The sequence below is a fragment of the Paenibacillus sp. RC67 genome (assembly GCF_030020805.1).
Taxonomy (GTDB): Bacteria; Bacillota; Bacilli; order Paenibacillales; family NBRC-103111; genus Paenibacillus_S.
In genome coordinates, this window is sequence record NZ_CP125098.1 from 4,304,856 (window position 1) to 4,331,376 (window position 26,521).

28 protein-coding genes and 1 pseudogene are annotated in these 26,521 nt (G+C 43.8%); 4 read left to right on the plus strand and 25 right to left on the minus strand.

Features of this window, described 5'->3' with window-relative positions; translation table 11 throughout:
* Positions 1-103: 103 nt before the first annotated feature.
* The 5 genes from QMA13_RS19530 to QMA13_RS19550 all read right to left on the minus strand — a co-directional run bounded on the left by QMA13_RS19530 (position 104) and on the right by QMA13_RS19550 (position 3,514).
* On the minus strand, positions 104-757 hold the full coding sequence (locus tag QMA13_RS19530) for a response regulator transcription factor (RefSeq protein ID WP_282935429.1): 654 nt from the start codon (positions 755-757) through the stop codon (positions 104-106).
* A complete protein-coding gene (locus tag QMA13_RS19535) occupies positions 754-2,130 on the minus strand; it encodes a sensor histidine kinase (RefSeq protein WP_282935430.1) in 1,377 nt (458 codons plus the stop codon). The genes QMA13_RS19530 and QMA13_RS19535 overlap by 4 nt, the downstream gene beginning before the upstream one ends.
* Before the next feature lie 36 nt (positions 2,131-2,166).
* Positions 2,167-2,550, minus strand: coding sequence for a kinase-associated lipoprotein KapB (kapB, locus tag QMA13_RS19540; RefSeq protein WP_282935431.1), 384 nt, complete (start codon positions 2,548-2,550; stop codon positions 2,167-2,169).
* 56 nt (positions 2,551-2,606) lie between these two features.
* Entirely contained in the window at positions 2,607-2,918 is a 312-nt protein-coding gene (locus QMA13_RS19545; protein WP_282935432.1) for a thioredoxin family protein, read from the minus strand.
* Between the two features lie 71 nt (positions 2,919-2,989).
* Positions 2,990-3,514: a hypothetical protein gene (locus QMA13_RS19550; RefSeq protein WP_282935433.1), complete on the minus strand. Its 525-nt coding sequence runs from the start codon at positions 3,512-3,514 to the stop codon at positions 2,990-2,992.
* Between the two features lie 99 nt (positions 3,515-3,613).
* On the opposite strand from QMA13_RS19550, the gene QMA13_RS19555 reads away from it, so the two are divergent.
* On the plus strand, positions 3,614-3,823 hold the full coding sequence (locus tag QMA13_RS19555; RefSeq protein ID WP_028548230.1) for a hypothetical protein: 210 nt from the start codon (positions 3,614-3,616) through the stop codon (positions 3,821-3,823).
* A gap of 126 nt (positions 3,824-3,949) precedes the next feature.
* Here QMA13_RS19555 and QMA13_RS19560 read toward each other — a convergent pair whose 3' ends face one another.
* The 4 genes from QMA13_RS19560 to QMA13_RS19575 all read right to left on the minus strand — a co-directional run bounded on the left by QMA13_RS19560 (position 3,950) and on the right by QMA13_RS19575 (position 9,724).
* A complete protein-coding gene (locus QMA13_RS19560) occupies positions 3,950-5,563 on the minus strand; it encodes an ABC-F family ATP-binding cassette domain-containing protein (protein ID WP_282935434.1) in 1,614 nt (537 codons plus the stop codon).
* Between the two features lie 113 nt (positions 5,564-5,676).
* On the minus strand, positions 5,677-6,654 hold the full coding sequence (locus tag QMA13_RS19565; RefSeq protein ID WP_282935435.1) for a C39 family peptidase: 978 nt from the start codon (positions 6,652-6,654) through the stop codon (positions 5,677-5,679).
* 18 nt (positions 6,655-6,672) lie between these two features.
* Entirely contained in the window at positions 6,673-8,601 is a 1,929-nt protein-coding gene (locus tag QMA13_RS19570; protein WP_282935436.1) for an ABC-F family ATP-binding cassette domain-containing protein, read from the minus strand.
* Between the two features lie 82 nt (positions 8,602-8,683).
* Positions 8,684-9,724, minus strand: a complete 1,041-nt coding sequence (locus tag QMA13_RS19575) for a M42 family metallopeptidase (RefSeq protein WP_282935437.1) — start codon at positions 9,722-9,724, stop codon at positions 8,684-8,686.
* A gap of 104 nt (positions 9,725-9,828) precedes the next feature.
* Between QMA13_RS19575 and QMA13_RS19580 the strand changes: the two genes are divergently transcribed.
* Both QMA13_RS19580 and QMA13_RS19585 read left to right on the plus strand, forming a co-directional pair.
* The gene (locus tag QMA13_RS19580) at positions 9,829-10,161 is read left to right on the plus strand and encodes an ASCH domain-containing protein (RefSeq protein ID WP_282935438.1); all 333 of its coding nucleotides are present in this window, start codon (positions 9,829-9,831) and stop codon (positions 10,159-10,161) included.
* Between the two features lie 132 nt (positions 10,162-10,293).
* On the plus strand, positions 10,294-10,686 hold the full coding sequence (locus QMA13_RS19585) for a hypothetical protein (RefSeq protein WP_282943446.1): 393 nt from the start codon (positions 10,294-10,296) through the stop codon (positions 10,684-10,686).
* A 41-nt stretch (positions 10,687-10,727) separates the two neighbouring features.
* Here the strand turns inward: QMA13_RS19585 and QMA13_RS19590 are convergent, their stop codons facing one another.
* From QMA13_RS19590 to QMA13_RS19655, 14 genes and pseudogenes are all read right to left on the minus strand, one after another.
* Positions 10,728-11,018: a Dabb family protein gene (locus QMA13_RS19590; protein ID WP_282935439.1), complete on the minus strand. Its 291-nt coding sequence runs from the start codon at positions 11,016-11,018 to the stop codon at positions 10,728-10,730.
* Between the two features lie 36 nt (positions 11,019-11,054).
* Entirely contained in the window at positions 11,055-12,620 is a 1,566-nt protein-coding gene (locus QMA13_RS19595; RefSeq protein WP_282935440.1) for an ABC-F family ATP-binding cassette domain-containing protein, read from the minus strand.
* Between the two features lie 80 nt (positions 12,621-12,700).
* Positions 12,701-13,570 (minus strand): PP2C family protein-serine/threonine phosphatase, encoded by an 870-nt coding sequence (locus QMA13_RS19600; RefSeq protein ID WP_282935441.1) that lies wholly within the window; start codon positions 13,568-13,570, stop codon positions 12,701-12,703.
* Between the two features lie 3 nt (positions 13,571-13,573).
* Complete coding sequence (locus tag QMA13_RS19605) at positions 13,574-15,253, minus strand: DUF6382 and FHA domain-containing protein (protein WP_282935442.1); 1,680 nt, start codon at positions 15,251-15,253, stop codon at positions 13,574-13,576.
* Between the two features lie 17 nt (positions 15,254-15,270).
* A complete protein-coding gene (locus QMA13_RS19610) occupies positions 15,271-15,792 on the minus strand; it encodes an A24 family peptidase (RefSeq protein ID WP_282935443.1) in 522 nt (173 codons plus the stop codon).
* A complete protein-coding gene (locus tag QMA13_RS19615; protein ID WP_282935444.1) occupies positions 15,789-16,457 on the minus strand; it encodes a TadE/TadG family type IV pilus assembly protein in 669 nt (222 codons plus the stop codon). The genes QMA13_RS19610 and QMA13_RS19615 overlap by 4 nt, the downstream gene beginning before the upstream one ends.
* A gap of 47 nt (positions 16,458-16,504) precedes the next feature.
* Positions 16,505-18,790 (minus strand): hypothetical protein, encoded by a 2,286-nt coding sequence (locus QMA13_RS19620; protein WP_282935445.1) that lies wholly within the window; start codon positions 18,788-18,790, stop codon positions 16,505-16,507.
* A gap of 66 nt (positions 18,791-18,856) precedes the next feature.
* Positions 18,857-19,891, minus strand: a complete 1,035-nt coding sequence (locus tag QMA13_RS19625; protein ID WP_282935446.1) for a hypothetical protein — start codon at positions 19,889-19,891, stop codon at positions 18,857-18,859.
* A gap of 10 nt (positions 19,892-19,901) precedes the next feature.
* Positions 19,902-20,120 (minus strand): Flp1 family type IVb pilin, encoded by a 219-nt coding sequence (locus tag QMA13_RS19630; RefSeq protein WP_282935447.1) that lies wholly within the window; start codon positions 20,118-20,120, stop codon positions 19,902-19,904.
* Positions 20,121-20,154: 34 nt separating this feature from the next.
* Positions 20,155-21,021 carry a type II secretion system F family protein gene (locus QMA13_RS19635; RefSeq protein WP_282935448.1) on the minus strand — a complete coding sequence of 289 codons (867 nt, stop codon included), beginning with the start codon at positions 21,019-21,021 and terminating at the stop codon, positions 20,155-20,157.
* A 6-nt stretch (positions 21,022-21,027) separates the two neighbouring features.
* Entirely contained in the window at positions 21,028-21,951 is a 924-nt protein-coding gene (locus tag QMA13_RS19640; protein ID WP_282935449.1) for a type II secretion system F family protein, read from the minus strand.
* A 39-nt stretch (positions 21,952-21,990) separates the two neighbouring features.
* A pseudogene (locus QMA13_RS19645) lies at positions 21,991-23,213 on the minus strand (TadA family conjugal transfer-associated ATPase).
* Positions 23,203-24,318, minus strand: a complete 1,116-nt coding sequence (locus QMA13_RS19650) for a P-loop NTPase family protein (protein WP_282935450.1) — start codon at positions 24,316-24,318, stop codon at positions 23,203-23,205. Before QMA13_RS19650 ends, QMA13_RS19645 begins: the two are co-directional and overlap by 11 nt.
* Before the next feature lie 60 nt (positions 24,319-24,378).
* Positions 24,379-24,585, minus strand: a complete 207-nt coding sequence (locus QMA13_RS19655) for a hypothetical protein (RefSeq protein WP_282935451.1) — start codon at positions 24,583-24,585, stop codon at positions 24,379-24,381.
* A gap of 114 nt (positions 24,586-24,699) precedes the next feature.
* Between QMA13_RS19655 and QMA13_RS19660 the strand changes: the two genes are divergently transcribed.
* Entirely contained in the window at positions 24,700-25,119 is a 420-nt protein-coding gene (locus QMA13_RS19660; RefSeq protein ID WP_282935452.1) for a hypothetical protein, read from the plus strand.
* 343 nt (positions 25,120-25,462) lie between these two features.
* Here QMA13_RS19660 and QMA13_RS19665 read toward each other — a convergent pair whose 3' ends face one another.
* Entirely contained in the window at positions 25,463-25,717 is a 255-nt protein-coding gene (locus QMA13_RS19665; protein WP_282935453.1) for a hypothetical protein, read from the minus strand.
* Positions 25,718-25,731: 14 nt separating this feature from the next.
* Positions 25,732-26,469, minus strand: a complete 738-nt coding sequence (locus QMA13_RS19670) for an MBL fold metallo-hydrolase (RefSeq protein WP_282935454.1) — start codon at positions 26,467-26,469, stop codon at positions 25,732-25,734.
* Between the last annotated feature and the right edge of the window lie 52 nt (positions 26,470-26,521).

The following is a 26,521-nucleotide window of genomic DNA, read 5'->3' on the forward strand; positions in this document are numbered from 1 at the left end:
TGATTTGCGCTATTGAAAAAAGCCCCCCGAGCAAGAACGTTTTTCCTTGCATGAAGGGGCAAAAAAACGGCTTATACTGCCAAGATCAGCAGCAAAAAAGCCGTTACAATATCCCCATATCTTTAGCCTTTTGAGCCGCTTCCTTGCTGCTCTTCCCGCCAAGCTTTCGTAAAATGCTACCCACATGTACTTTAATAGTTCGAATGGATACGACGAACTTATCAGCAATTTGAGTTTGGGTGTGTCCTTTTTCGATCATATCCAGAACTTGAATCTCGGTTGGAGTCAATAAATTCCGCAGTTCCTTCACTCTTACCTCATGCTCCAGCTTTTTGAGACGTCTAAACTCCTCGCGCATTTGAGCTGCAGCACTTGGATGGATGGAGCTACGGTTTGCGAACGCATTCCGAATGGATTGCGGAATTTCCGTGAAATTGGACTTCACCATATAGTCAACCGCTCCGGCTTTGAAAGCTTCAAAAATAAGCTCCTTCTCTTCCATCGACGTCAGCATGATGACTCGAGAGCCAGTACATTGAACAATTTCCGCTGCGGCCCAAATCCCATCGGGACTGTCCGACATCATAATATCCATTAGAACGACGTCAGCCTCCATTTGCTCCAGCAGCTCTACTGCCTCTTGACCTGAAGAAGCGGTTCCAATGATATCGAAATCCGTTTCTTTCTTCAAGTAGCTGGTCAAGCCTCTAAGCCAATCTTGATCGTCTTCCACAATAACGACACGTATTCGATTCATGAGGGTCCGACTCCCTTCTTTTTAGGAAAATGGATAAATGCCGAAGTCCCTAATCCCAGCTTACTGTGCATATCCATGGTTCCCTTATGCTTTTGAATAACATGGTAGCAGTAGGACAATCCTAGTCCAAAGTTCAGCTTCTTTCCTGCTTTTGTTGTAAAAAACGGGTCAAAAACCTGTTTAAGCTGCTTTTTATCCATGCCGGTCCCGCTATCTTTTATTTCAACAGATATCGTTCTCTTAGTCTCAATCAGCTTTACTGTAAGTGTCCCACCTTGTGGCATCGCATCGATAGCATTGGAAATGACGTTCGTAAATACTTCCGTCAGCTGCGCTTTGTCTCCCCATAGCTTGCCTCTATAACGCAAATCCTTCACGATCTCCATATGATTCATAGCTGGTTCAAGCATCGCCACACACTGTTCAAGCAATTGATCAAGCTGAAGCTCTTCTGGCCGAATGGCCACTTCCTGTGTCTGACCTTGAATACGATATATCATATCATAAATGTGCTGAGAAGCATTCATAATGACCTCTACGTCGTTGACGAGCTGAGCAGGATCGGACTCGTGAGCTTCTGATTTGATCTTCTCGCTAAACAAGCGGATTTTGCCGACATCGTTCTTGATCGCATGATTTAAGATAGTGGTTCCTGAAGTAATTGCTCTCAGTGTATAGTCGAGCTTCTGATTCTGAATCGATATTTGCAGGCCCATGAACCCGTAGCGAAAGCTTGAAATCAGTATGACCGCAAGTGTAAAGCCTATGACCCATGCATTATAACGCCACCATTCATATAATCCGAAATAAGTGGGCAGTACGTACAAAGTAAATAATGCAAAAAATAATGTAGGGGCCGCAGCCAACGTAGTAAGCATTCTGTGCTTGCGAAGAAAAGTATTCCTTTCCTTCACTGTCGCATGAATGAGCATGACAATACCCGCCAGAATAAACGGTGTTGTCCATAGAGTAACGTACTGGTAAGGAATTGGATCCAGCGCCCTTGCAGGTTCAAAAATAAAGGATAACAATACAGGAATAATCAATATCCAAGGGAGCCATTGCTTCCGTTTTGGCCAAATCGAGTAATTCGGATGATATACAATTGTAAACATTAAAAAAGTGTAGGGCAGCCCATAGTAACAAATGAGAGAGCTAGTATTCTCAGCATGAAACATCCAGGCAGCCACCGATTCAGTCAACCAGCCTTGCTCGTAAAAGCTTGGCATGAAGTAATCGTGAATTACGGCCGATAAGCCACCTGAACCCCCGGTAAAAGCTATACTGGCTATCCAACGGGTAGTCAGCCTCTTAGGATCCGTAACAAGAAGCAGCAGGCCGATGGTCCATAATCCTATTAGTACAAACAACATCGAATCCGACACTCCAGTTTCCCATTGTGGTATTGACTAAACAGAATAATCCTTCTTTAATTGCTCAAGCTCTTCGATGCAGCGCTGAGCCCACTGAACGGTTTGCTGCAGTGTTTGAAGCTCTGATTGGAGTGCTCTTTGAAGTGAGACCGTATATTCAGGAACGGTGCCGCGGTATGGCTTTACAGTGTATAGTGGCATTAAGGCAATCTCCTGATAAGCCAATGCCCTGCGTTGATGAAAGAAAGCCACATTGGGGTTCATCGGGTTGTGCAAATCGCCTTGAGTCGGATGCTTAACCACAGCTAATATTTTCACTGCCGCTTTGGGAGCCGATGACATTTCAACAATCTCACCGATGTACTCTCCGGTTTTGTATTCAGCTGCGACAATACTTCCAATTTCCAGTGCTTCATTCATATTATATTCCTCCCATACGGCATTTGCGTTGCAATAATTGGAACATAGGCATAAGTTCAGCCTGTATGCTGAAACCACCGTAAAAGATCATCCACAGCCTGCATTCGGTATCTTTTGCGTGTAAGCTGCCGTTGTTCGATGCTTACAATACACGGAACGCTTTCCAGCTTCCAGCTTTGTGCCAGTTCCGGACAAAAGTTAACGTTGCATTTGACCAACGGTAAATCTTTTTCCATCGCGACAATAACCTGAAGCATTTTTTCCGTCACTTTGCAGGTACCACATATCGGAGTGTAAAAATAAACAAACAGGCTATCATCCGATTCAGCACACCATTGCTGGATCTGCTTCTCCGACCATTCCTCCAACTTGGCAATCCCCTTTCGGTGAACAAAGTAAAGACTTGCTTAACAACCGCTTCTCAAGCGTCAATATGTCATTATTTGTGAAAATACTGCTGATCCAGCCGCTCCATACTTAAAACCAGATGATCCATTAAGCTTGGGATATCATCAATTTGTCTTTCATCCAGCTTTCGAATGAATTGAAGGGTGAGCTCATTTTTCAATACCGTCTGGTCTTCACCGTAGACCCAATGTACTCTTTGGCTTATCGCTGGGCCTTCACCCCATATAGAACGCATCAGCTTCTCCGCTATAGCGCAATCCTGCTGCATATCCTTGACCGGAAAGGCAAAATGAAGCTCAAGGCTGCAACCTGGCTGCTTCCCTTGCTCGGACAACAATTCAGCTGACAAATCGGCAAGCGATGCTTTCAGTTCGAAGCTGCCCTTTACGAAGCCATGGGGACGTCGTATTGCTTCCATTCCAAAACTTCGGGACATCGTCGACAGCTCTACCCGGTCGGTTCGGTTCAGTATTTGAACATCTCCTGCCAAATCCATGTCGTACATGGCCCCTTCAAAAACAACCTTCAAATTATCAAATATCGTAGGGTCAAACATAATCCTCTAATCTTCTTTCTCGTATATTTATTTTTTCACTTGCTTCCTCGTGGACAAATCAGTACAATGATATCATCCAAATCAAGGAAGGTGTACACCATGTCGGACGAGAATCAAACCAACGAATCCGGACAAGAACCGAAGAAAGTCAGCCTTGCTGACGCTATTAAAAACAAGCTTGCCCAGAAAAAGCAAGCGCAAAACGACGCCAAATCGGGAACTCAGCTCCGCGGCGGTAACAGTGCGGTAATGAGAAGTCAAAACAACAAGAAACCGAACAACCAACGTCGTCGTACCGGTGGAAGCTAATATATCACTTACTTTCGTTTATCATAAGCGACCGTCTACTGAAGTTAGTTCCATCGATTTAGTTTCATTGCGTTAAAAAGAAGGATGAGCTTGTTATTCAGGCTCATCCTTTTTCCATTCTCACACTTAAACGTACAGCTGCTCGCGCTGCTTCTTAATATCTTCGTTCTCAAGATATTCGTCGTAGGTAATCATCTTATCGATCATACCATTCGGCGTAATTTCAATAATACGGTTTGCTACTGTTTGAATGAACTGATGGTCATGGGATACGAACAGCATTGTACCGTCGAAATCTACCATTCCGTTGTTCAGAGCCGTAATGGATTCCAAATCCAAATGGTTCGTAGGCTCATCCAAAATCAAAACGTTGGCGCCACTCATCATCATTTTGGAAAGCATGCAACGCACTTTCTCTCCCCCTGAAAGAACACTTGCTTTCTTCAGAGCTTCTTCACCTGAGAACAGCATTCGTCCTAAGAAGCCACGGAGATAAGATTCATCCTGATCCTTGGAGTATTGGCGCAGCCAATCAACCAAGTTGATATCCGAATTGAAATAAGCCGAGTTTTCTTTAGGGAAGTAAGCTTGCGATGTAGTAACACCCCAAGTGTACTCACCGGAATCCGCTTCCAGCTCACCCATCAAGATTTGGAACAAGGTTGTTTTGGCATGACCGTTAGGACCAACCAACGCTACTTTATCCCCTTTATTCAGAGTGAAGCTAACATTGTTAAATACAGTTTCTCCATCGATGGTTTTGGACAATTTTTCAACGGTTAACAGCTGTTTGCCCGCTTCGCGCTCCGGTTGGAACTTAATAAACGGATATTTCCGTGTCGAAGGCTTGATATCTTCTAAAGTCAGCTTCTCCAGCTGCTTTTTACGTGATGTAGCTTGCTTGGATTTGGAAGCATTCGCGCTAAAACGTTGAATAAACGCTTCCAGCTCTTTACGCTTCTCATCGACTTTCTTGTTAGACTCGCGAGTCAGCTTCAAGGCCAATTGACTGGATTCATACCAGAAATCATAGTTACCTACATACAACTGGATTTTGCTGAAATCGATATCCGCAATATGCGTACACACTTGGTTCAGGAAGTGACGGTCATGGGATACGACAATAACAGTGCCTTCATATTTAGCAAGGAAGTTTTCCAGCCAGTTGATGGATTCGATGTCCAAATGGTTCGTAGGCTCATCGAGAAGCAGAATGTTCGGATTACCGAACAACGCTTGGGCAAGGAGAACGCGGACCTTTTCGTTACCGCTCAAATCCTTCATCTTTTGTTCGTGCATATCTTTCGAAATGCCAAGACCGATCAATAGCTCTGCAGCATCAGACTCTGCCTGCCATCCGTCCAGCTCTTGAAACTCGCCCTCAAGCTCAGCTGCACGCATGCCATCTTCTTCAGAAAAATCCGCTTTCGCATACAATGCGTTTTTCTCTTCCATAATTTCAAACAAACGAGCGTGGCCCATCATAACAGTCCTCAATACTTCCACTTCGTCGTATTCGAAATGGTTCTGTTTCAATACGGCCATCCGCTCACCTGGAGTGATACTGACCTCACCTTTGTTCGGTTCCATCTCGCCGGATAATATTTTCAGAAATGTCGATTTACCTGCACCGTTCGCGCCGATCAAACCGTAGCAGTTGCCTGGAGTGAACTTGATGTTAACATCCTCAAACAACGCTCTTTTACCGTATCGTAATGTAACATTATTAACTGTAATCATTCATAGTACCTACTCTCTTTGATTAGTGCTCTAAAGCCCGTTAAGCTTCCAATCACAAATTATACCACAAAATAGCGGTTCTTTCCCAATAATATTGCGTAAAAAATCAAAAATTAACGAACATAAGAAATGGCTTGCTGCCCCATCTGCTCCCAAGCAGCAGCAAAATCATCCCTATTCACTTGTTCCTCTTCTCCTAATGGATCATGAATATAAATCGTATCTTCATCAAAACCAGTTATAAGAACGGAGTGCTCCTTATAGGTGATGTCGATTCCACCCTCTTCGGTTTCCCATGTCTCAAAAGCATCGTCGTCAAGAGTTTGATACTCCATATTCGTGATGACCCAGACCGGAGCCCCCATCTCTACAAACCTTAAAATATCATCAAAATTACCACCCGTGGCATCAATTATTTTTCTAGGTAAATATTGCTCAGCAAGGCTCATGATAGGACCGTGGTACACACCGTATCCAGGGTTATCAAAGGAAACAATATCTCCAACGAAGCCATCATTCGGATTGCCGAAATGAATTTCATGATCGATAATTTCAAAAGGGCTAGCATCCTTAATAATATCATCAGCTAATGTCATTTTATCAACATCGACACCTGCAGATTGCAGCAGCATGGCTAAGCTTGTAACCTCACATCCACGCTGCAGCTCTGGCATTTGATAAATCAAAGGTGCATCTACCTGAGCATCCGACGCAAGAGGCTTGTCTGATGCCCATATAAGTTTGTCCTTTGATTTGAAATATAGAGAGGTGTTGGACAACCCTTTTGCTTCACTGACGGCTTCAGAATAGCTTGCATAAGCATGAACATACCGGTCTTGTTGATACAGTCGGAAAGGATATTGCTCTATATTCGCCTCAGGAATTTTCATTTCTTGATCTTCATTATGGGTAGTGAAGCTTGTATTAGCGAAATTTAGCTGAGCAGTATGAAGTACGGCTGCCGGATTTGCCGAAACAGTCGGATGATGGACTGCCGATACTTCCTTAATCAGCACATAGCCTAATGATAGCGTCGCAATGCATGCCAAAGCCGTTTTCCCCCATACTGCCCGGTTCCTGCCTTCCTTCATAGTGCTACACTCCCAGCTTTATTTGTTTGTGGCAATTTGTTCTACCAATTCTGACAGCTCTGCCCATCGATCCATAGCCTGCTCTAGCTGCTGATTAAGCAGCTGCTCTTCCGCATACAAATCCTGAACCTTGCCGTAGTCACTGCCAGCTTGTTCAATCGACTTCTTCACAACTTCCAGTTTGTCCTCAAGGGAGGCAATTTTGCCCTCAATCTCATCCCATTCTTTTTGTTCCTTGAAGGACAGCTTTCGGGCCCGTTCGGTTTCCCTTTTCTCCCCTGCCTTGGCTTCAACAACGGATGGATTAGAGCCCTTTTGATTTTTGCGGTCATTTACTTCCGCCTGCTCTTCTTGGCGAACAGCTTCCATGTACTCCGTATAATTACCATAAAAATGGTTAATTCGCGCATTTCCTTCAAAAGCAAACAAATGATCCGATGTTCGATCCAAAAAATATCTATCATGAGAAACGGTAATGACAGCGCCCGGGAAATCATCCAGATACTCTTCTAAGATCGTCAACGTTTGAATATCCAAGTCATTGGTTGGCTCATCCAGCAATAGAACGTTCGGCTCACCCATTAAGGTCCGGAGTAAGTATAGCCTGCGTTTCTCGCCACCGGACAGCTTACCGATTGGCGTCCATTGCAGTGATGGAGAAAATAAAAACCGCTCAAGCATTTGAGCTGCCGTTATGGATTCCCCATTAGCCAATCTTATCACTTCAGCGACTTCCTTAATGTATTCTATTACACGCTGCTTAGGATCCATTTCCACATTTTCTTGTGTGTAATAAGCGAGCTTCACTGTTGTTCCGACATCGATTATTCCTTCGTCAGGCTGCAGCCTTCCCGCCAGCATATTAAGCAGAGTCGACTTTCCGCTGCCGTTGGGTCCAATTATCCCAATTCTATCATCCGGCAGTACGATATAACTAAAGTCCTCGATCATTTTACGGCCGTCGAAAGATTTCCCTACTTCTTCTAGCTCAATTACTTTTTTGCCCAATCGGCTTGCACCGAGCGCCATATCGAGCTTATCACCAGGACCATCTACTTTTCGATCGCGCAGCTCGACGACTCGGTCGATCCTTGCCTTCTGCTTCGTTGTCCGAGCCTTAGCTCCGCGGCGCAGCCATGCCAGCTCACGGCGCAGCATATTTTGCCGTTTATCCTCTTCTGCCGCTTCTCGATCGAGACGCTCTGCTTTTTTCTCCAGAAACGCTTCATAGTTACCTTCATAGCTGTACAGATTGCCGCGGTCCAATTCCATAATTCGATTAGTGACCCGATCAAGGAAATACCTATCGTGGGTAACGAGCAGCAGAGCTCCCTTCCATTTTGCAAGGAATTCCTCCAGCCATTCTACCGTATCATGATCAATATGGTTCGTAGGCTCATCCAATATAAGCAGCTCGGCTGGTTGAATAAGGACCCGTGCCATAGCAACACGCTTGCGCTGTCCACCTGATAGAACACCAACTTTTTGAGAGAAATCGTGAATCCCAAGCTTGGTTAGAACGGTCTTGGCCGTGGTGCTCGCTTCCCAGGCATTCAAGCTATCCATTTGCTGCTGAACGGCGAACAATCGTGCTTGTCTTTTCTCATCCTCAGGAGCTTCCTGTAGTGAAGACAGAGCCGCTTCATAATCCCGAAGCACCTTCATTAACGGTGTTTCTCCATAAAAAACCTGCTCCAGAACAGTCGATTCAGAATCAAATTCTGGATTTTGCGGCAGATACTCTACCCGAAAATGGTTGGCATGAATAAGCTTACCGGAATCGACCGGCTCCAATCCTGCCATTGCTTTAAGTAATGACGACTTGCCCGTCCCATTGACACCTACAAGCCCAATTCTTTGCTTTTCGTTAATTTGAAATGAAATATCATCGAATAATATTTTCTCGCCGTAGCTTTTATTTAAATGTTCTACCGTTAAAATATTCAATACAAACAGCCCCTTCTATCATCCGTTGGTTGCGCTGAAGCCTATAAATCCATACGAATTTCGTATGGGTTCGAACAAGCTCCTATGCCTCTGTCACATAACCTGTTAACAGCGCAATAGTATTCCAAATGGCCTCACTATGAGTCCTCTCCATGCTATGTGATGCATGAACCCCTGGCCCGATCAAAGCTGCACGGATGTTGCTGCCACCCCTTAGCGCTGCAGAAGCATCTGATCCGTACTGCGGATATATATCAACCGCGTATTGCAAGCCTTCGCGTTTGGCAAGTTCAATAAGCTTAGAAGTCATATTATAATCGTAAGGCCCAGATGAATCCTTGGCGCAGATCGATACATCATGCTCGGTGCAGGATAGATCATCTCCCATTGCACCCATATCGACTGCAAGAAGCTCGTCAATCTCGGGAGGCAAGTAAGCCGCACCATGCCCCACTTCTTCGTAAGTACTAATAACAAGCTTAAGTGTGTGCGTAGGAACGAGATTTTCTCGTTTCATCAGCTCCAGCATTCCGAATAAGGAGGCTACACCCGCTTTATCGTCCAGATGACGTGACTTAATATAGCCACTATCCAAGAACCTCGCACGAGGATCAAAGGATACGAAATCCCCAACACTGATTCCCAGCTTCTTAACATCTTCATCGGAATGAACTACTTCATCGAGTCTGATCTCCATTGAAGCTTCTTCCCGCTTAAAATCTCTCGCGTCAGGGTACACGTGCACTGACGGCCTAGTGGTCAAAATAGTCCCTTCATAGACTCTTCCGTCACGAGTATGTACGCGGCAATACTCATTTTCCACGGCTCCCATCATAAAGCCACCTACGGAGGTAAAACGAAGCTTTCCATCTTTTTTAATAGACCGAACCATAGCCCCCAGGGTATCTACATGCGCCGACAAACCAACTACTTTATCATTGTGTTGACCTGGGACTGTAATGATGCCTCCACCTTTTTTCGTATAAGAAACGGTATAACCTAGCTTTTCAACCTCTTCCGCCACAAGCTTCATAATGCCTTGGCAAAATCCACTAGGACTCGGTGTCAGCAGCAGCCGCTCCAAAAGCTCTAAAACATATTCACGATTGATTTTGGACTTCATCTAATCCAACTCCTTGTTTGGTATCAATTTCCGATAACCATTTGCTATCGGCAAAATTTTCATGTAAGCTAACAAATGAATAAAATCAGGGAGGAATAAACCTAATGTCTGAAACACTGCCACCAAAAACCTGTTCTATCGAACGCCTAGTTACTGTTGCTGATGATGTGGAAAAAGTAATTCGCGGCGAGAAAACAGCAACTCGTCGTAATGGTCGTTATGCTGATCCGGGCGAAATTATGGAATTGAATGGCCATAAATTCGAGGTATATAAAGTATATCAGCAATCCCTTGGAGAACTCACGGATGAAGGAGTTCAGTCCGAAGGATACAAAAATGTAGAAGAATATAAAAACTACATTATGTCCATGCATGCCGGGATGCCTTGGCTGCCACAAATGAAGGTATGGGTTCACGAATTCCGTGCCGTTCAATAGTTTAAAGTAATCTTTCATACAAAAACAGTGTAGACATCAATAAATGAATGCTACACTGTTTTATTCACCTTTTCAAGTTTGGAGGCTCTTCCTTTGTATCTTTGGCTTGTCTTTATCCATGCCGTAAGCGCAATGATTTCCATTGGACCTTTTTTTGTTCTCATCCCCATGCTGGGTAAACTTCGCAAGACCGAAGAACCTTTATTGTCCTCCTATCTTGATTCATTTCTGTTTGTTGTTCGACTATCTAAGCATTCGGGTCATGTTCTTGTATTTTCTGGTCTATTGCTGCTGTGGCTTGGCGGCTGGCCCTGGACTACTCCTTACATAGCCGCTACCTTCGTCGTTTTATTCGCATCTCTTCTGTTTATGGCTCGTGCCTTTTCTCCGACCATTCGCCGACTGCGTCAGCCGGATCACGATAGAGTCAAGCTGGTCAACAAGCTGACCCGCTCCCTATACATTTATATGTTCGTCTTGTTCATAATGCTGTGGCTTATGATAATGAAACCGGCTCTGTGGTGAAGTATTTCACCCGAACCGGTTTTTTAGTTTCACTTATAATATTAGGATACGAAATCAACACAAACACTTGTACCATCAAGTACTTGTTTCATATGTGCTTTGACTTCAACATGGACAGGATGATTGTCATAGATATTCAAATCTTCCAGGGAATCCAACTTCGTGATTAGCGCGATATCGTAGGATCTTTCCGAGTGGAGTACATCCGTACCTACTTCAATGGATCTTAACACTGGAATTTTACCCTCCATATTTTTCAATACATTTACGGTTACTTGAATCGACTCAGGACTGCGATCCTTTAATTTAAAAAATACGATATGTGTAAGCATAGTAATAAACTCCCTCTCTTGGCCACGTAATAGTAATTATGATTGTGGAGTCAGCTGTTGATTGGACCATTCTTCGACATCCCAAATTTTCGTTACCCAATCCTCGTAAAAATCAGGCTCATGGCATACCAGCAGGATCGTGCCTTTGAACTCCTTAAGAGCTCGCTTTAGCTCTTCCTTTGCCGCTATATCCAAGTGATTCGTCGGTTCGTCGAATAATATCCAATTGCTTTCTCTCATCAATAGTTTGCATAAACGTACTTTGGCCTGCTCACCGCCGCTTAACATGCTGATCGGTCTTGTTATGTGCTCGTTGGTAAGTCCGCATCGGGCCAGTGCAGCCCTAACTTCATGCTGATTCATACCGGAAAATTCATTCCACACATCATCAATCGGTGTCAGGTTCGGCGCTTTCACTTCTTGTTCAAAATAAGCAGGATACAAAAAGTCTCCCAAATAGGTTGTACCGCTATAGAGAGGAACTTTTCCCATAATAGATTTCAATAGCGTTGATTTCCCTACGCCGTTACAGCCCACGATAGCGATTTTGTCTCCACGCTCGATAGTCACATTCATCATAGGCAGCAAAGGTCTGTCATAGCCGATGACCATAGCCTTGCCTTCAAAAACGGTTTTCCCGCTCGTCCGGGCGTCCTTAAACTTGAAGGTGGGCTTGACAGCCGTTTCCGGTCGATCAATCCTCTCTACCCGCTCCAGCTGCTTCTCACGGCTTTTGGCCCTACTGGACGTTGAATAACGGGCTTTGTTCCGTTGAATGAAGTCTTCTTGCTTCTTAATATACTCCTGCTGCTTCTCATATGCATCCAGATGCTGCTGTTTATTGATATCTGCCATAAGCAGAAATTTTTCATAATTAGCGCTGTATCTCGTCAGCTTAGAAAACTCCAAATGATATATAACATTGACAACCCGATTCATAAAATCCGTATCATGCGAAATTAACATAAAGGCATAAGGATAATTTTGCAAATAATTCGTCAGCCATTCAATATGCTCCACATCCAAATAGTTCGTTGGCTCGTCCAGCAGCAAAACGGTAGGCTGTTCCAGCAGCAGCTTACCCAATAATACTTTGGTACGCTGGCCACCGCTCAACTGAGACACATCCCGATCCAGTCCAATGGCATTCAAGCCAAGACCGTTAGCCATCTCTTCAACTTTCACATCCAGCAAATAAAAACCGCTATTTTCCAATCGATCCTGAATCTCACCCATCTGCTCCAACAAAACTTCGAGCTTATCCGGATCTGCATCGGCCATTTGGTCTGTAATGTGCATCATTTCCTTTTCCTGCTCATAAAGAGGAAGAAATGCATCCTTCAACACATCACGGATCGTTTTACCAGGAGTCAGCTTTGTATGCTGATCCAAGTAGCTGTAATGAACACGGGGCGTCCATTCCACTCGACCTTCATCCTTCAGCTGTTGGCCAGTTAGTATATTCATCAAGGTCGATTTCCCTACACCATTTGCTCCCACCAGACCAACATGCTCTCCTGCCAGCAATCTAAATGAGACATCCTTAAACAACACTCTTCCGCCAAAGCTATGGCTTAAACCTTCAACTGTCAACAAGCTCATTGTTGTTCGAACTTCTCCTGTCTAAGTAAATAATATTCGTTGATGATCGGAACTACAATGCATCATGACGGTTTATTATATCACTTTCTCCAATCTACAGGGAATAGGTAATGTATATTTTTCATCCTGTATCTGGCTCTTTGCAGCAGATTGAGAGACCTGCTTAAAGGTCGGAGAAGCAGAACGCTAATATTGTCATGTGAACGCTGATCCAGAGCTTTATCCACCAACTGGTCACTGATTTGCTGAAGATTTTTCTCCGCGGTCTCATTTTCTATTAAGACATGCTCAATTCCCTTGTTAGGCAAACGATCGTACAAGCCGTCGCTGCACATGATAAAAAGGCTGTTTGGGTTATAGAACCCGCTCTTGAACTCCATTTGAAGCTCCTTTTGCGTGCCAAGACAGTGAAGAAGTACATGCCTATTAGGGTGCTTGCGAGCTTGCTGAAGCGTCATTTTCCTTTTGCGTACCTGCTCTGCTGCCCATGAATGGTCATTGGTCAGCTGCTTTAATCGGTATCGATTAAAGTAATAAATACGGCAGTCCCCGATATGGCACAGAAAGTAGGTTTCATTCAGCAGAAAAAGCAGGGTCAGAGTGGTGCTCATCTGACAGCCTGCATCTTTTCCCTGTAGTATCAAAGCTTCATTTATTTCTTGAAATAAAAGCCTAGTGGAATGCGTAAATGCTGATCGTAACGACTCTACCTTCAACAGCTTGGGAAGCTTCACATCCAGCCATTTTCTTACATGCTCCATTGCCGTATCGCTCGCTCGGCTTCCATCCCCGATTCCACCAACACCGTCGGCAATTACAGCAATTGCATACGGATCTCCTTGATCGGTAGTACCGATCCTAAGCAAAGACCGATCATCATTCATCATCCGAAACCAACCAGAATGTGTGGCTACCCCATAGTGCCAATGGACGGCAAAAGTTGTTCTCAACCGCTACAACCCCATTTTAAAAATAAATTCGGTATTAATAATTCTAACTATATCACCATCGTTCAGACAATACACCCGGTAAGGAGCTAATAATTCATCATTCACATAAGTTCCATTGCGCGAACCCAAGTCCTTCACTCCATGTACGCCATTTTCCCGAACAATCTCCGCATGCAGCCTCGAAACACCCGTTTCCTTGTGCTCATAATCAACACCGTCCCCTGCCCGCCCGATAACAAAGCAAGGCTTAATAAGACTTATTTTCGATACACGGCCCTCATGATTTGTTTCCAGGTACGGATAATTAGTCGCCGGAGGTTTCATAGAGCTCTGAAGCAGCACCGTAGCATCAGACTTCGGCAGCAGAGTAGTATGGAGCTCCAATCCCCTATAATATTCCTCGGAATGTTTGTCCGTGTCATTAGTGGTATTCGGTTGTAAAGTGACTTGTGTTACCGAAGGCTGCAAGGTGGGTTCTCTACCCTCAGGAGCTTTCTGCTCCCCCTTTAAGAATGCAGCCAATCTCGAGCTCTGTTCCAAATTTGTCTGTTGTGACGAAAGTCTGGAAACTATGGCTTCCGGAAGAGAATGCTCTGATGGCTGTTTCAAATCCGCCTCTTCTTCTTTCCTATCGTGATACTGATTTCTACCTGTCGGTTTCCAGATCCATAAAATAACAAAGACAAGATCGGCAATTAACAAGGACAAGCCAGTGCATATATACACCCACGGTTCCACTGGATGATCCAAATACAGTTTCCAAACTAAACAAACCAACAAAAATCCGATTAACATCACAGGAAGCTTTAGCTTATTTGGAGATAGGGAATGCTCCGAATCCATACCTTCTGCCAAAGAAAAGGACGAAGGAAACGGCAATCGAACCGAGCCTTGAACGCTATCCTTGTTCGGTTGCATTGCATGAGCAGACGCAGGCGGTATCAAAGGACTCCAAGATGGCGTCGAGGCTGCTGTTTCCTTCATCGATAGGTCTGCGGATGCTCTATGAATTGGTGGTTCATGGACATCAGTGGAATTCCCTTGAACAACCTCTTGAGAAAATGATTTCTCCTTTGGAATAGCTGCGCTTGTTTCATTTCCAACCTGGTTCATATGTTTTAGGAGGAGCTGCTTCAGTGCAGCCAAATGAAATGACTCATCCATGAGATAATTCATCAGCTCCTGATAACCGCTCCCGCTTAGCTCCGTAACCTTATGTACCAGTCTGGAGGCCAAATGCTGTAGATCGACGGAAACCGTATTTTTGTCCGTTAATGTTTCCATAGGAAGGTATGTAATATTTATATCGGTTAGATCGCTCCCACAATAAATATAATCTTCCTTTAGAAGGTATCTTCCTTCCTGAAGCATATAAACGCCACTTTCCGTCAATACATCCACTATCGTATACAGAAGAGTAAAAAATTGTTTGATCGAAAGACTACCAAGACGAAGCCAATGGGACAGCATTCGTTTATCCGTAATGGTATAATATAGCTTTATATTTTGGTCTACTTCCTCTACGTGGAGCTCCAAGAGCCGGGGAATACGGTTCATTAATAGCATGTTCAGTTGAAATGGAGAGAGTTCCTCTTTTTGCAAACCATTTTCTTTATACAGCACCATAAAATGACCTTGTTGATTTTGATAGTCCACCTGTAAACCGTATATTGTCTGATTCAACTTCATTCCCCCTTTCCCTACAAAAGCTTATAGTCAAAAAAATAAACACTCACAACCGCTGGGAGCACCGCCCACATAAACGGAAACCGTACATGATGATTGGATTTCATATAAGGCTTCCATTGTGCAACATCCTTCAAAGTCAGAAAATGAAACAGCATCGACACCAGCCTCTGTCCTGTCTGCTTCCACTGCCGACGCCATAATAAAATAAGGCAGCCAACCAATGCTGCATACAATAAGGAGTACATCATGCATTGAAGCACAATTTCTCCTCCGGCCAAAGCCCCTAAAGCTCCAAACAATTTCACATCTCCAGCGCCTACTGCTCTAATAAGATAAAGTCCAAACATAGGGATAAATCCTAAAGCCGTGCCTATAAGAGCATAAAGAACGCCCGAGCTACCGGAATAAACAATATGAAGTGCCATTCCAGCAATCCAACCTGAAAGAGTTAACCAGTTTGGAATTAGTCGATGTGTTACATCCGTCGCAAATGCGGCGATAATGATGCTTATCGTTAAAATCGTGAAGATCACCCGATCCCTCCAACCCATGCACGCTCATAAGCCTGTTTTCGAATAATTATGACCCTATGGAAAAATGGAATTGCAAGAGGAACCTCATACTGGGCCTCAATGCCGATAAACGCGTTCTCTTTATGCTCCAGATCCGGCAAAATGACATTCGTCACCTTCAATCGCTCCTTTTTCAACCTGGTCTGGTTGGCATATAGAGCTACAACAGGCGTAATAGCGCTGTTCAATAGTGGTTTATACGCTGCTTCAAGCTTCTGCTTAGCCTCTTCTGTTTTGGCTTGACCCAATGCCTCGAAATGTTCTCTGTAGGTTTGTTCCCAACCGATTAAATGAACCACAGGATCTGGTATCCATCGTTCGTATTCCTCGACAAACTGTTCTGTATCCACAGCTTTCTGCTTGGCAGACTCTATTTGATCAATCACACTATTGATCCAGCCGCTTGGTGCACTTTGATTCCATTTGCTTCTCGCTTGCTTGTATAACAAATCGACCGGGTACATATTAGCCGCAATAACTTTGGTCGTATCGGATACAGCCGACTGTAAAGCCATCTCGGCAAGAGATATTTGGATAAAAGCAATTAACACCAATATAAAAGATAAAAATAAGGGAAGGACGAGTGCAGCCTCCAGCACAATCCCGCCCCCCTGATCACGTGCCATGATTCTGTTACTCCGGATGAACCGCACCGTTCGCTTATTAACATTTTTCAGTACGCCATCACTCCCGTTTTCGTGATCTGGCATCTACCCAGCTTAACTTGGCAAGCATTCAAACCTGCTTTCCCCAATTGATTCATAAGTCCTGGTAAAAACCATAATCGAATGGAGGTTGACGCAGTACCAGATATATAAGTTGTGCTTTGCTGTAAATCCAGACCTGTGTTCAACTGAATTAAAGCTTGCATTCGGGATAAAAGTACTTTATCTCGACTATGAAGCAGAAAGAACACTCTCAAATAATCTTTGTAGCTCATGGTGAAGAAGCTGCCCAGTTTTTGTGATAAGGGTACCATTTCACCCTGAATCAGCTTGGACATATCCTGCTGAGCATGAATGGCACCTTCAGCGACTGCAGCTAAAAAAACAAGAAGCGGTGAACCTACGTTCAATATTTCATTTTTGGGTTCAAGAAGCGCTTCCGCCGTATTAACAGCCAAACGAAAAGCGAACATCTCCGCATACGCCAACGAATAATTACTCGCACATGAATTAGCGCCATACAGCAAATACTCAAGTTCTTGATTAACAAGCTGGTGCTTGCCAGGTTCGGAGGGTTCTAATGAGCCTTTGATAGTCCCTGAACTATCCTTTTCCAAGCCAAATGTTCGGTAATTGAACTTACTCACTGCAAATTCATCCACATAGAATTCATCTCGCACATCGGTGAGCAAATCTGTTAAAGATGAAATAAGATTCATGGCGCTGGCCCCAGCCTTGTCTGCATTATCCAGATCAATAGAAGGAACAGGCTGCGACAAGTTGCTTGTATTATTCGAATCCATATAAGCTTGATAATAGCCTTTCGAGCCTTTTGCCGGGTCACCTTGAAGTGCAATATACTGCTGTTTGGATGAATCCGTAGTTGCTAGAATACTGCAGCTTCCCAGAGCAGACTTTACTTGATCCAGATAAGCCTGCGCTTTCTTCCTCTGTTCCTGCTTTGAGGTAGTCGCTACACTCTTTTTAGCGTTTCGCTGCGATTCCTTTAAGCTTTGCGTCGACTGCAATTCTTGTGCCTGTTTCCAAAAGGGTTGAATTGCTTGATCGGCATTTCGATAGTTTTGCCCATCAAAGAAAATCACGCTGGAAAGCTGAGATTCAAGTCCGGAGAATAAGGCCACTACCGAAGCCGCTTTACTGCCGTAATCATCAAGCTCCGATCGAGAAATCAAATGTACCGCTTGAAAGACCTTGTCAGCCTCGTAGGAGCCAGAGGCCGCATTTTGCGACTGAATGGCCTGCAGCTCCGTATTAAGTTGATCGTTCGACTTTTTTGCCTTATTCAATGCCTCTTCAAAATCTTTGAGGTGATCCTTTAATTCGGCCAAATCACTTGTTGATTTTAGCTTCAACATGGCTAGCAGTTTTGCATATTCAAGCAAATCATTGAGCAGTTGTTCCAAGTCTGAGATTTTTTTGTTGACATCTACGATTTCATCTTGGATGCGATCCTTAAGGTCATAGAGTGAATCTATCGCTGAGGATGCTTGTGAGCCTGCTTGTATCAACGAACGAATATCGCTATTAATTCGTTTCACATCATCTTTTAGATCAGCCAACTGCTTCTTGGAATCTTGCAGCGACTGCTTGACTTCGCCAATCGTATGGAGTCCGATTTTATCGCTTAATTTATTCAATTCAGCTAACTGGGACTGATAGAAAGGATGCATAGCTACCGCATTCTGGTATATAGCTGACCAATTCTTCCAAGCATTATCCAATTGGTCATCTCGATCCTCTATCAGCTTCTCAATTTTCTCGGCATTTTTTGAAAACTGTGATGCTTGTCCCATTGCTGACGAAAGGCCCGTTTTTTTGAATTTATCGGCCATCTCCAGCGAATAAATCATCGGAGCTCGGTATTTCATTTCCTCTAATATTTGTTTTTTGAAGACAGTATGGTTACCAAGCGAATACATCGAAGTTAAGCTCGATCCCTCGGTTTCTACCTTCTGATCAATAAACTGAAATGAATTGGATGCAAGCGTTCCTGATACATTGCCTTCAACTGCCTTCAGGAACAGTGCTTTCGATTCCTCTGGCTTTTGGTTTAAAGCATATAATCCATAAGACTGCAGCTTAGGTGAGAAGGAGGATAACGTGGAACGAACTCCTGTTTTCACAGCATTTTCCGCTTCCTTCTCGGCTACTTGAATGCGGGCGAAATCAATCAATAACGCACAAAACAAAAATACCGGCACAAGGATTAACAATAAATACAAAGATACCGCTCCCTGCTGCTCTGCCCATAATCGCCGCAACAGTAACAACACTTAAACCCTCCTTACACCTTCAAACTAAGGCAATTCACACACATTATGATTCATATGTGATCTTTGTTATTCATGAATGACAACAACGATACCTTGACGTTCAAGCTCCTGCCGAAACCCATTAGAAAGCTTGACTTTATCTTGTTTCGAGAGTTTAAAGAAATGCCACACCACACCGGTTACTTGAGATCCATCTCTAAGCAGCTCCGCATCCTTAGGCATTTGTACCTTTCTTAGCTGGCTTTCATTAAAGCTGTAATAGGCCTGATGTGCAACTTTATTTGCATCCAATGCATCCACGATACGTGTGGTGGAGCCATTGACTTTTAACGCCTGTTCTTTCCCGTTCACTAATGTACGTAAATAGTTTGCCGCGCTTTCATGATTTGTTATGACTGCGCCAGGCTCCGGGAGTGACTTCGGTTCAACCATGGTTTTTAAGGCAGCATTAGGTTTAATCCTGCCTTGTATTTCCTGAATAAAAGATCTCGTTAAGTCAATCAATCGAATGCTTTCGACAGGATCAACGACTTGGGCTGCAGCCTCTGAAGACACATTTTTTTGCAGCTTACTCATCATAAATGTCGGTGACCGGAACGGCTTCTCCAGATCGACTGTCACTTCTCTGGAAAAACCGCTGTTCACATAACGCATCCTGCCGCTCCATCCGGAAGATAAGGTACCGCCAATTTTTTGCATCTTTCCTTCTGGCCCTGTACCGTTGCTTGATGATGACACTGGGAGAGAGATTTGGGCGGCAGCATTAGGGATTAAAAAACGGAATAAATCTGACATGCTGTCGCTATGAATACGCCAGTACAACCCATCATCCTTATCAATGGAATAATCTCCGGTTATGGCATCCTTCTTGCTGTTATCCCATATGAATGCAGCACGATCAGCAGCAATCCCAGCATTTTGAAAAGCAGATGAGGTTTGATAAACGTACAACGCCAAAAACAGCAGTGATAACGTGCTTAGCAATATTAAAGGGAGTACAAAGCTTGCTTCTATTGTGAAGCTTCCCTTGGTTTCACTAAACAGCTTAAAACTTTTAGCAAACCTCGGCTTTGGACGGTTCATAGGCCATCGTGAACTCAACAATAATTTTTTACGGACTAATGGTATCAGCATCGCTCTTTATTTTACCGCTCTGATCTTTAATTTGCGCGTCAGCCGAATCAAACAAGCTTTTAACCCACTGCATAATCCACTTACGAAAAGCTATGGCAATAATAACGAGGACGGCTAATATCAACAATATTTCAAGCGTCCCTAACCCGTCCTCTTCTTCCCAAAATCTCCGTATACCTTGACCTACCCCATTCATTCTCCTTACTCCTCTCCAGCGTTTCAATTTTGTTTTAGTTCATAAGCAATATAGCTGGTGCAGCCACAACGACCATTACGACAAGAAATATCAAGACCATCGGAAATACCATCTTTGACGATGCTTCCTCTCCTAATGTCTTGGCTAATGATTTTCGTTTCTCCCATAAAGTCGATGAAAGCTCCTTTAAGGACATTACAAGCTCGTCGCCGCCACGTTTGTAGTTCAATAACACCGTAGTTGTAAATAAAGAAACCTCTTGCAGCCCGCACCTTTTATTAAAGTCTTCCATGGCTTTATTAAAGGAAGTATTCATTCGAATATCGTAAGCAGCTATAGCGAACTCAGTTAGTAAAGGACTACGCTCTAAGTTTGGCTTGTTCTCAATACAACGCTGCAGCGCTTTTTGTACTGTTTCTCCGGCATTGACCAGAAGCACAATTTGGTTCAACACCTCTGGAAGCTCGAGAAGCATTTGACGCTTCTTTTTGCGTAGTTGATTGGCCAATTCCTTATATAGTACAAAGGGAAGAAATAGTACCAATACTAAGCCATACCCCAGCAGCTCACTGTTGCCATCTGCCAGTACCCCAAGTAGCGTACAGACTATAAGAACAGCCATACATATGGAAAGAACATCTGCAATGAAGCACTTTGTCCGAATCAAAGCATGCTTGCTTCCATGTAATCCAATCATTTGCTGATGAACCCTTGATACCATATCTGCGAAACGGTCCGCTAAACGAAATCGATCCAACAAATAGAAGGCAAGAGGCGCCAGCCAAATGATCTTGAGGAGCTTTCGCTGCTCCTTAATGAAATCGATGTATTGTGAATATGCAGTCCAGGAAATCCAAATACATACTAAGAGTTCAACACCCAGCACGATGAGCATCGTCATACAGCATCACACCTTAACGTCCATAATCCATTTCGTAATCGCGTAGCAGCCAATAAGTATCAAGAGTGCTGTCGTCATAATCAACAATCCCGACCCTTGATATAACGGCTCCATATAATCCGGCGAGCTGAAATTCAATAATGCTATAACGGCTAAAGGAGCAAAAGTCAGTACTTTGGATTCGAACCGTTTTTGGGCCATCATAACTTGTATATCCTGTTGAATGTCGAGCTTCTCTTGTATAATGGATGCCGTACGGCGTATGACATGTACCAGATTGCCCCCCGTTCTTTTGCATGTTACGAAAACTTCTGAGAACTGTTGTATGTCTTCCAGCTTGGCTCGATCACTCCAATCCTTCAGTGCCACCTCAATCGTTTCTCCATTTTCAATGCGTCGGTTCAATGTCTCGAGTTCTTTAACAATAAAAGCCTTGGGATCAGGATATAGCAGCCGCAAATCAGTCAAGACTTCCTTGAATGCCGACTCTACGGATTTGCCTGCGCCAAGGGCTGAAGACAAAGAAGAGAGTGCCTGTTTGAATTGCAATTGAAGCTGTGCCTGCCGTTTCCGAACCATCTGTTGTCTCCAAATGACCGGATAATAGAACCCTCCGCAAGCAAGAACCAGTGCTGCAATCCCATTTTTATAAAAAATATATCCGACAGTGCCTAATACTACACCTCCTACTGCAACGCATACGAGCTTTTCCATAGAACTCAAATGATATTCGTCATAACGGATCAATGAAGAAGTAGTAGGTTGGGGTGCTTTGGACCTCCAAAACTCAAATGAATTTGACGCCCTTTCTTTTTTGGAGCTTTGATTATTCACAACTGTTTGTTTGCTCTTCTTATAAGAGCTTTGATAAATCGTTAATGCAAGCCAGCATAGAGCTCCTGCTAGAACGGTAAGAACGATATAAATCAAGTGAGATCTCCTTTGACACCTATAAAGTAGGATGAACCACTACATTGCGACTCCTGCCATGGCCAACTTATCTGTATGTATCAATCCATTGCCGGTTGGTATAAGCTCTCCAATCACTTTCCCTCTTGCATCCTCTCCTGTTCTACAAATTCGAACAACCGGTTCAGCTTGACTTCTCCCCCTTCCATTCCGATAATTTCGCTAATTTCAGTAACACGACGGGATCGATCTCTCAATCTCTGCAGATGGATCATAATATCAATCGCTGAACAAATCTGTTTGCGGATGACTTCTACGGGAAGCGCTGCACCGCTAAGCACCATCGTTTCAAGCCTACTTAACATGTCTGTGGTCGAGTTTGCATGGCCAGTAGATAAACTTCCATCATGTCCGGTATTCATTGCCTGCAGCATGTCAAGAGCCTCGGCACCCCGTACTTCCCCTACGATAATTCGATTAGGTCTCATACGTAATGAGGATCGGATCAGATCACGGATCGAGATTTCACCCTTTCCCTCGGTATTGGCATTGCGAGTCTCCAGACGTACCAGATTAGGTACTGTCCGAATTTGCAGTTCTGCTGAATCCTCGATGGTAATTATGCGTTCATCATCAGGAATATATTGGGACAAGGCGTTGAGAAAGGTCGTCTTCCCGGATCCTGTTCCTCCTCCAATAAATAAGTTATATTTGGACTTGACCATTTGGATAAGGAAGGCTGCCGCGGCTTCCGACAACGAACCTTTTGCAATCAAAAGCTCCAATGTCAGCGGTGATTCCGGAAATTTTCGAATCGTCATGGCTGCGCCTTCCAACGCAATTGGTGATAGCACCACATTTACCCTTGAACCATCCATTAATCGGGCATCCACAATGGGATTAGCCTCGTTAACCGCACGATTCACCCGAGCTACTATGGCCTGAATGACGTCCTCCAGCTTCTCCTTACTCTCGAATTTCATTCCTGTAAGGTTTATTCGGCCATCCTGTTCGACAAATATTTGGTCGTATCGGTTAATCATAATCTCCGAAACCGTCGGATCATCCACTAACGGCTGCAAAATATCCAATCCTCTAAATGAATGAAATAACCTCATAATAAGTTGATGCTTCTGCCCTGCAGTAAAGTATTGCTCAAATGGAAATCCAAACACTTCCTGCTCGATTAGCTCCATCAACTGTTCATCCGATAAGGATATGGATAAATCCAGCTTTTCCTTAACGATCTGCTTAAGCTCTGCCACTGTTTCCTCAGACCACATCTGCCGCTTCCTCCAACGCAAAAGTCCTGAACCAACTCAGAGCAGCCAAGCTCTCACTGAAGGCACCTCGTTTTTGGACGATGTCCATCCTTCCAAACGTCTTCCACTCTGGTATATAGGGTAAATAACCTGAAATTGGCAGAGGCAGCTGCGACTCGCTATTGTTCAAAGAACCATTGAATTTATTGACGAGCAGTTTATATTTATGCTTCCAATTTGGTTCCCCGTGTGACTCCACCAGCTGTCTTAATCTTTTACTGCATTTCTCCCATTGAATACAATCGTCCTGCAGCAGCAGCAATACATGGTCACTAAGCTTCAAGCAGGCTTCAATACGAGGGTATAAGGATGAATCCAAATCAACCAGTACACAATCGTATGCTCCAGATGCAAGAACGGCCCTTACTAGCGACTCTGTGTCTTTATCTGACATTTCGGCCAGCTCTAGCGGCTCGCAATTACCAGGAAAATAATCAAAGCCTAGAGTGCTGTGACGCCTTTTATATCTTTCCACTTTGGCAATTTGCAACTTGGGATCGGTCTTTCCATAGTAAAGCATTCGAGAAAAGGAAGGCTCTTCTCCCTCACTTGACTCCATCCACAACGTTGAAGGCAGCTGCTCCAAATTAATATAAAATACGCTCCTCCCCACTAACACAAGCTCTCTCGCAAGGTGCAGCGCCGTTAATGTCTTGCCGCTTCCACCTACTGCAGAATAAATAGAGATGACTTGTGACGACTTGTTCCCCTTCAGCATTCGGCTCGAAGTAAACTCGTTATAATGCGATATGATATGAGCCAATAACTGATTCAGAGGCTGATATTTACATACAACCGGATACTCCACAATATCTCCCGATGCAGGAGAATCACTGACAATGAGCAAGCAGCCTAGCTGCCGCTGGAAAACCAGGTCAGGCAAAGGAAGGAAGCTTTCATGTACAAGAAGAATGTAATTCTCGTTTGTCCTCTCGATAAAAGCGAAGCCCTGCTCCTTGTTTGTAAATGCCGACACAATAAAGGTCGAAGCGTATTCTGAGGTTCTTGTAAAAGCCGTTATCCTCTCAATAAAATAAGTATCTGTATCTAATAAAACTAATTTCATCTTTGACATTGTGTTGGGCACCTCCCCCTTTTATGATCAAATACTCCGTCTGAAACGGGTTCACATCGCCCCCTGAAGCTGTAATATCCCGCTTGCCACAAGTACTGCCGATATAATGGCCACAACAACCGCGGCTTTCACTTTATTCGTAATCCATATCGCCTCCCATATACAAAGACGCAAAAAAGCACCAACTGAACAAGAAATAAAACTCTTGATCAGCGGTGCTTCCGCTTGCGATTCACGTATTTGTATATATAATATCATAAAAAATGGTTTTTTCAACTATTTTATGTATTTTTATTGTTGACTGGTCTTTTTTGGTTAAATAAATAGCTCTTGGATATACTATCCTCATAATAAAATGAAGGAGCTTACTAGATGATCAGCAATCGTGAACTGAAGGGGCAAATCGAGCAAATTACCGAGCAACAGCAATCTTTAACCGATGAATTGCAGCAAATAAAAGAATTGCTCCAAAGTCAATCGGACGATTCAAGCGGTCAAGATTCACAGCAATCCAGCGGAGACCAATCACAACAGCAAAACAGCAGCGGCTCCAATTCCAGCTCCAATTCGATATCCGATATTGCCAAAGACTTTTCCAAGCTGAAAGATTTGACCAGTCAATTAGAGACCAAAATGCAGGAGTACATCTCCAACAATTCCAAGAGCCAACCCCTGAGTGATGAAGATGCTATTAATCTCGTTCTCAGCATGATGAATGGAATGATTGATTGGAGTATGGATCTCATGTCCAAGCAATCAAGCTCCTACGGTCAGTCCGGACAACTGCAATAACCGGATTCCAGCTTTCTACGCAACCCCCTTCATATTGGGAGCATGTCCTGCCTCTCGGCTTTTGGCTTGCAATCTTTACAAACACCTACAGCGGATCCGTGAACACCGGCATAAAAGGTTAATCGGTCCGTTTTCTTTTTGCAATAAGAGCATTTCTGTTGACGATCAGACGTTTTCTCTTGTTTTTTGAATTCCGCCATACGGATTACGTTGTTGCCTCGGTGTGACCTTGCAGCTCTCTGCCTACGCAGGATAAAGAAACAAATTGCAAGAACAAGAACAGTACAAATAATCAGGGTAGCTATCCAGCCGCTGCTCATTTATGGTCCCCTCTTTCTCTTGACTACTCCCTCAACGCTTCCCTTAGCTTGCTTGACATGCTATCCTTTGAGTTTACCGTTTTACGCAGTCTCTTGATTTGCTCCTTCAATCGCTCATTTTCCAGTTCAAGTTGCTCCAGCTTCTCCTTATACAAGGGCTCCTGCTCAAAAGCTTCAAGACAGCCTATCAAACCCTTATTTTCATACCCTGCGTCGTGGAACAATTGAAGAAGCGCAGTGCGAAGCTCATCACACTGACGTTGATGTTCCTCTTTCATAATAAACCTCCCTGTTATAGCTCGATGACCAAGCCGCTTTCCGCGAGCAACACATCTCCGGTATATTGCTGTTTTACTTCCTCCACAAGAGAAGATGGATCTCCAAAATGCGGCAGATGAGTTAATACGACTTTCCTAGGATTAGCCATTTTGGCCAAGTATCCGACCTCGGTGGTGTTCATATGACCATATTGCTTGGCATTCTGGATATCCGCGTAAAATGATGTTTCGACGACTAACACATCTGCATCCTTGCAAAATCCGATCAGCGATTCGTCAAAATAAGTGTCCGCCGTGTAGACAAGCGTCTTATTACCGTCAGTTATTTTAACACCTAAACAATAAACCTCGTGAAATGTTTTGAAAAAAGAAAACTTCATCCCGTTAAGATTCCATTCATCATGTACAGAAACTGAATGGACTTCTGAACCTTTCATCGTGTGATAAGCGTCATCTTTGTTCAAAGACTCATCTGCTATATAAATATGCAGCGGTTCCGACCGTTTGTTCAGATCCGAATCAATCAAACAAGCATACTGCAAACAACCTAAATCTGCAATATGATCATGATGACGATGGCTGATAAATGCGGTACAAAGATCTTCCAGCCGTGCATATTTCTGAACTACAGAAAGAACTCCACTGCCGCAATCTAATAATATCTTTTTACCCTGATGTTCAAGTAAATAACCTGCAGTAGCCTCTCCAGCACTAGGGTAAGCCCCCCACGGTCCCAATACAGTCAAACGCACAGCATGATCCCCCTTTTCAATGACTAATCATTTCTCAGCAATAGCTATTGAA

What these genes read in the sequence shown, in the direction of transcription:
- QMA13_RS19555 (WP_028548230.1), top strand. Translation starts at nt 3,614, where the DNA reads ATGTCGGACGAGAATCAAACCAACGAATCCGGACAAGAACCGAAGAAA.
- QMA13_RS19650 (WP_282935450.1), bottom strand. Translation starts at nt 24,318, where the DNA reads ATGAAATTAGTTTTATTAGATACAGATACTTATTTTATTGAGAGGATA.
- QMA13_RS19635 (WP_282935448.1), bottom strand. Translation starts at nt 21,021, where the DNA reads ATGACGATGCTCATCGTGCTGGGTGTTGAACTCTTAGTATGTATTTGG.
- QMA13_RS19530 (WP_282935429.1), bottom strand. Translation starts at nt 757, where the DNA reads ATGAATCGAATACGTGTCGTTATTGTGGAAGACGATCAAGATTGGCTT.
- QMA13_RS19535 (WP_282935430.1), bottom strand. Translation starts at nt 2,130, where the DNA reads ATGTTGTTTGTACTAATAGGATTATGGACCATCGGCCTGCTGCTTCTT.
- QMA13_RS19565 (WP_282935435.1), bottom strand. Translation starts at nt 6,654, where the DNA reads ATGAAGGAAGGCAGGAACCGGGCAGTATGGGGGAAAACGGCTTTGGCA.
- QMA13_RS19575 (WP_282935437.1), bottom strand. Translation starts at nt 9,724, where the DNA reads ATGAAGTCCAAAATCAATCGTGAATATGTTTTAGAGCTTTTGGAGCGG.
- QMA13_RS19630 (WP_282935447.1), bottom strand. Translation starts at nt 20,120, where the DNA reads ATGAATGGGGTAGGTCAAGGTATACGGAGATTTTGGGAAGAAGAGGAC.
- QMA13_RS19560 (WP_282935434.1), bottom strand. Translation starts at nt 5,563, where the DNA reads ATGATTACAGTTAATAATGTTACATTACGATACGGTAAAAGAGCGTTG.
- QMA13_RS19615 (WP_282935444.1), bottom strand. Translation starts at nt 16,457, where the DNA reads ATGGCACGTGATCAGGGGGGCGGGATTGTGCTGGAGGCTGCACTCGTC.
- QMA13_RS19595 (WP_282935440.1), bottom strand. Translation starts at nt 12,620, where the DNA reads ATGAGCTTGTTGACAGTTGAAGGTTTAAGCCATAGCTTTGGCGGAAGA.
- QMA13_RS19655 (WP_282935451.1), bottom strand. Translation starts at nt 24,585, where the DNA reads ATGATATTATATATACAAATACGTGAATCGCAAGCGGAAGCACCGCTG.
- QMA13_RS19580 (WP_282935438.1), top strand. Translation starts at nt 9,829, where the DNA reads ATGTCTGAAACACTGCCACCAAAAACCTGTTCTATCGAACGCCTAGTT.
- QMA13_RS19590 (WP_282935439.1), bottom strand. Translation starts at nt 11,018, where the DNA reads ATGCTTACACATATCGTATTTTTTAAATTAAAGGATCGCAGTCCTGAG.
- QMA13_RS19585 (WP_282943446.1), top strand. Translation starts at nt 10,294, where the DNA reads ATGATTTCCATTGGACCTTTTTTTGTTCTCATCCCCATGCTGGGTAAA.
- QMA13_RS19665 (WP_282935453.1), bottom strand. Translation starts at nt 25,717, where the DNA reads ATGAAAGAGGAACATCAACGTCAGTGTGATGAGCTTCGCACTGCGCTT.
- kapB (WP_282935431.1), bottom strand. Translation starts at nt 2,550, where the DNA reads ATGAATGAAGCACTGGAAATTGGAAGTATTGTCGCAGCTGAATACAAA.
- QMA13_RS19550 (WP_282935433.1), bottom strand. Translation starts at nt 3,514, where the DNA reads ATGTTTGACCCTACGATATTTGATAATTTGAAGGTTGTTTTTGAAGGG.
- QMA13_RS19660 (WP_282935452.1), top strand. Translation starts at nt 24,700, where the DNA reads ATGATCAGCAATCGTGAACTGAAGGGGCAAATCGAGCAAATTACCGAG.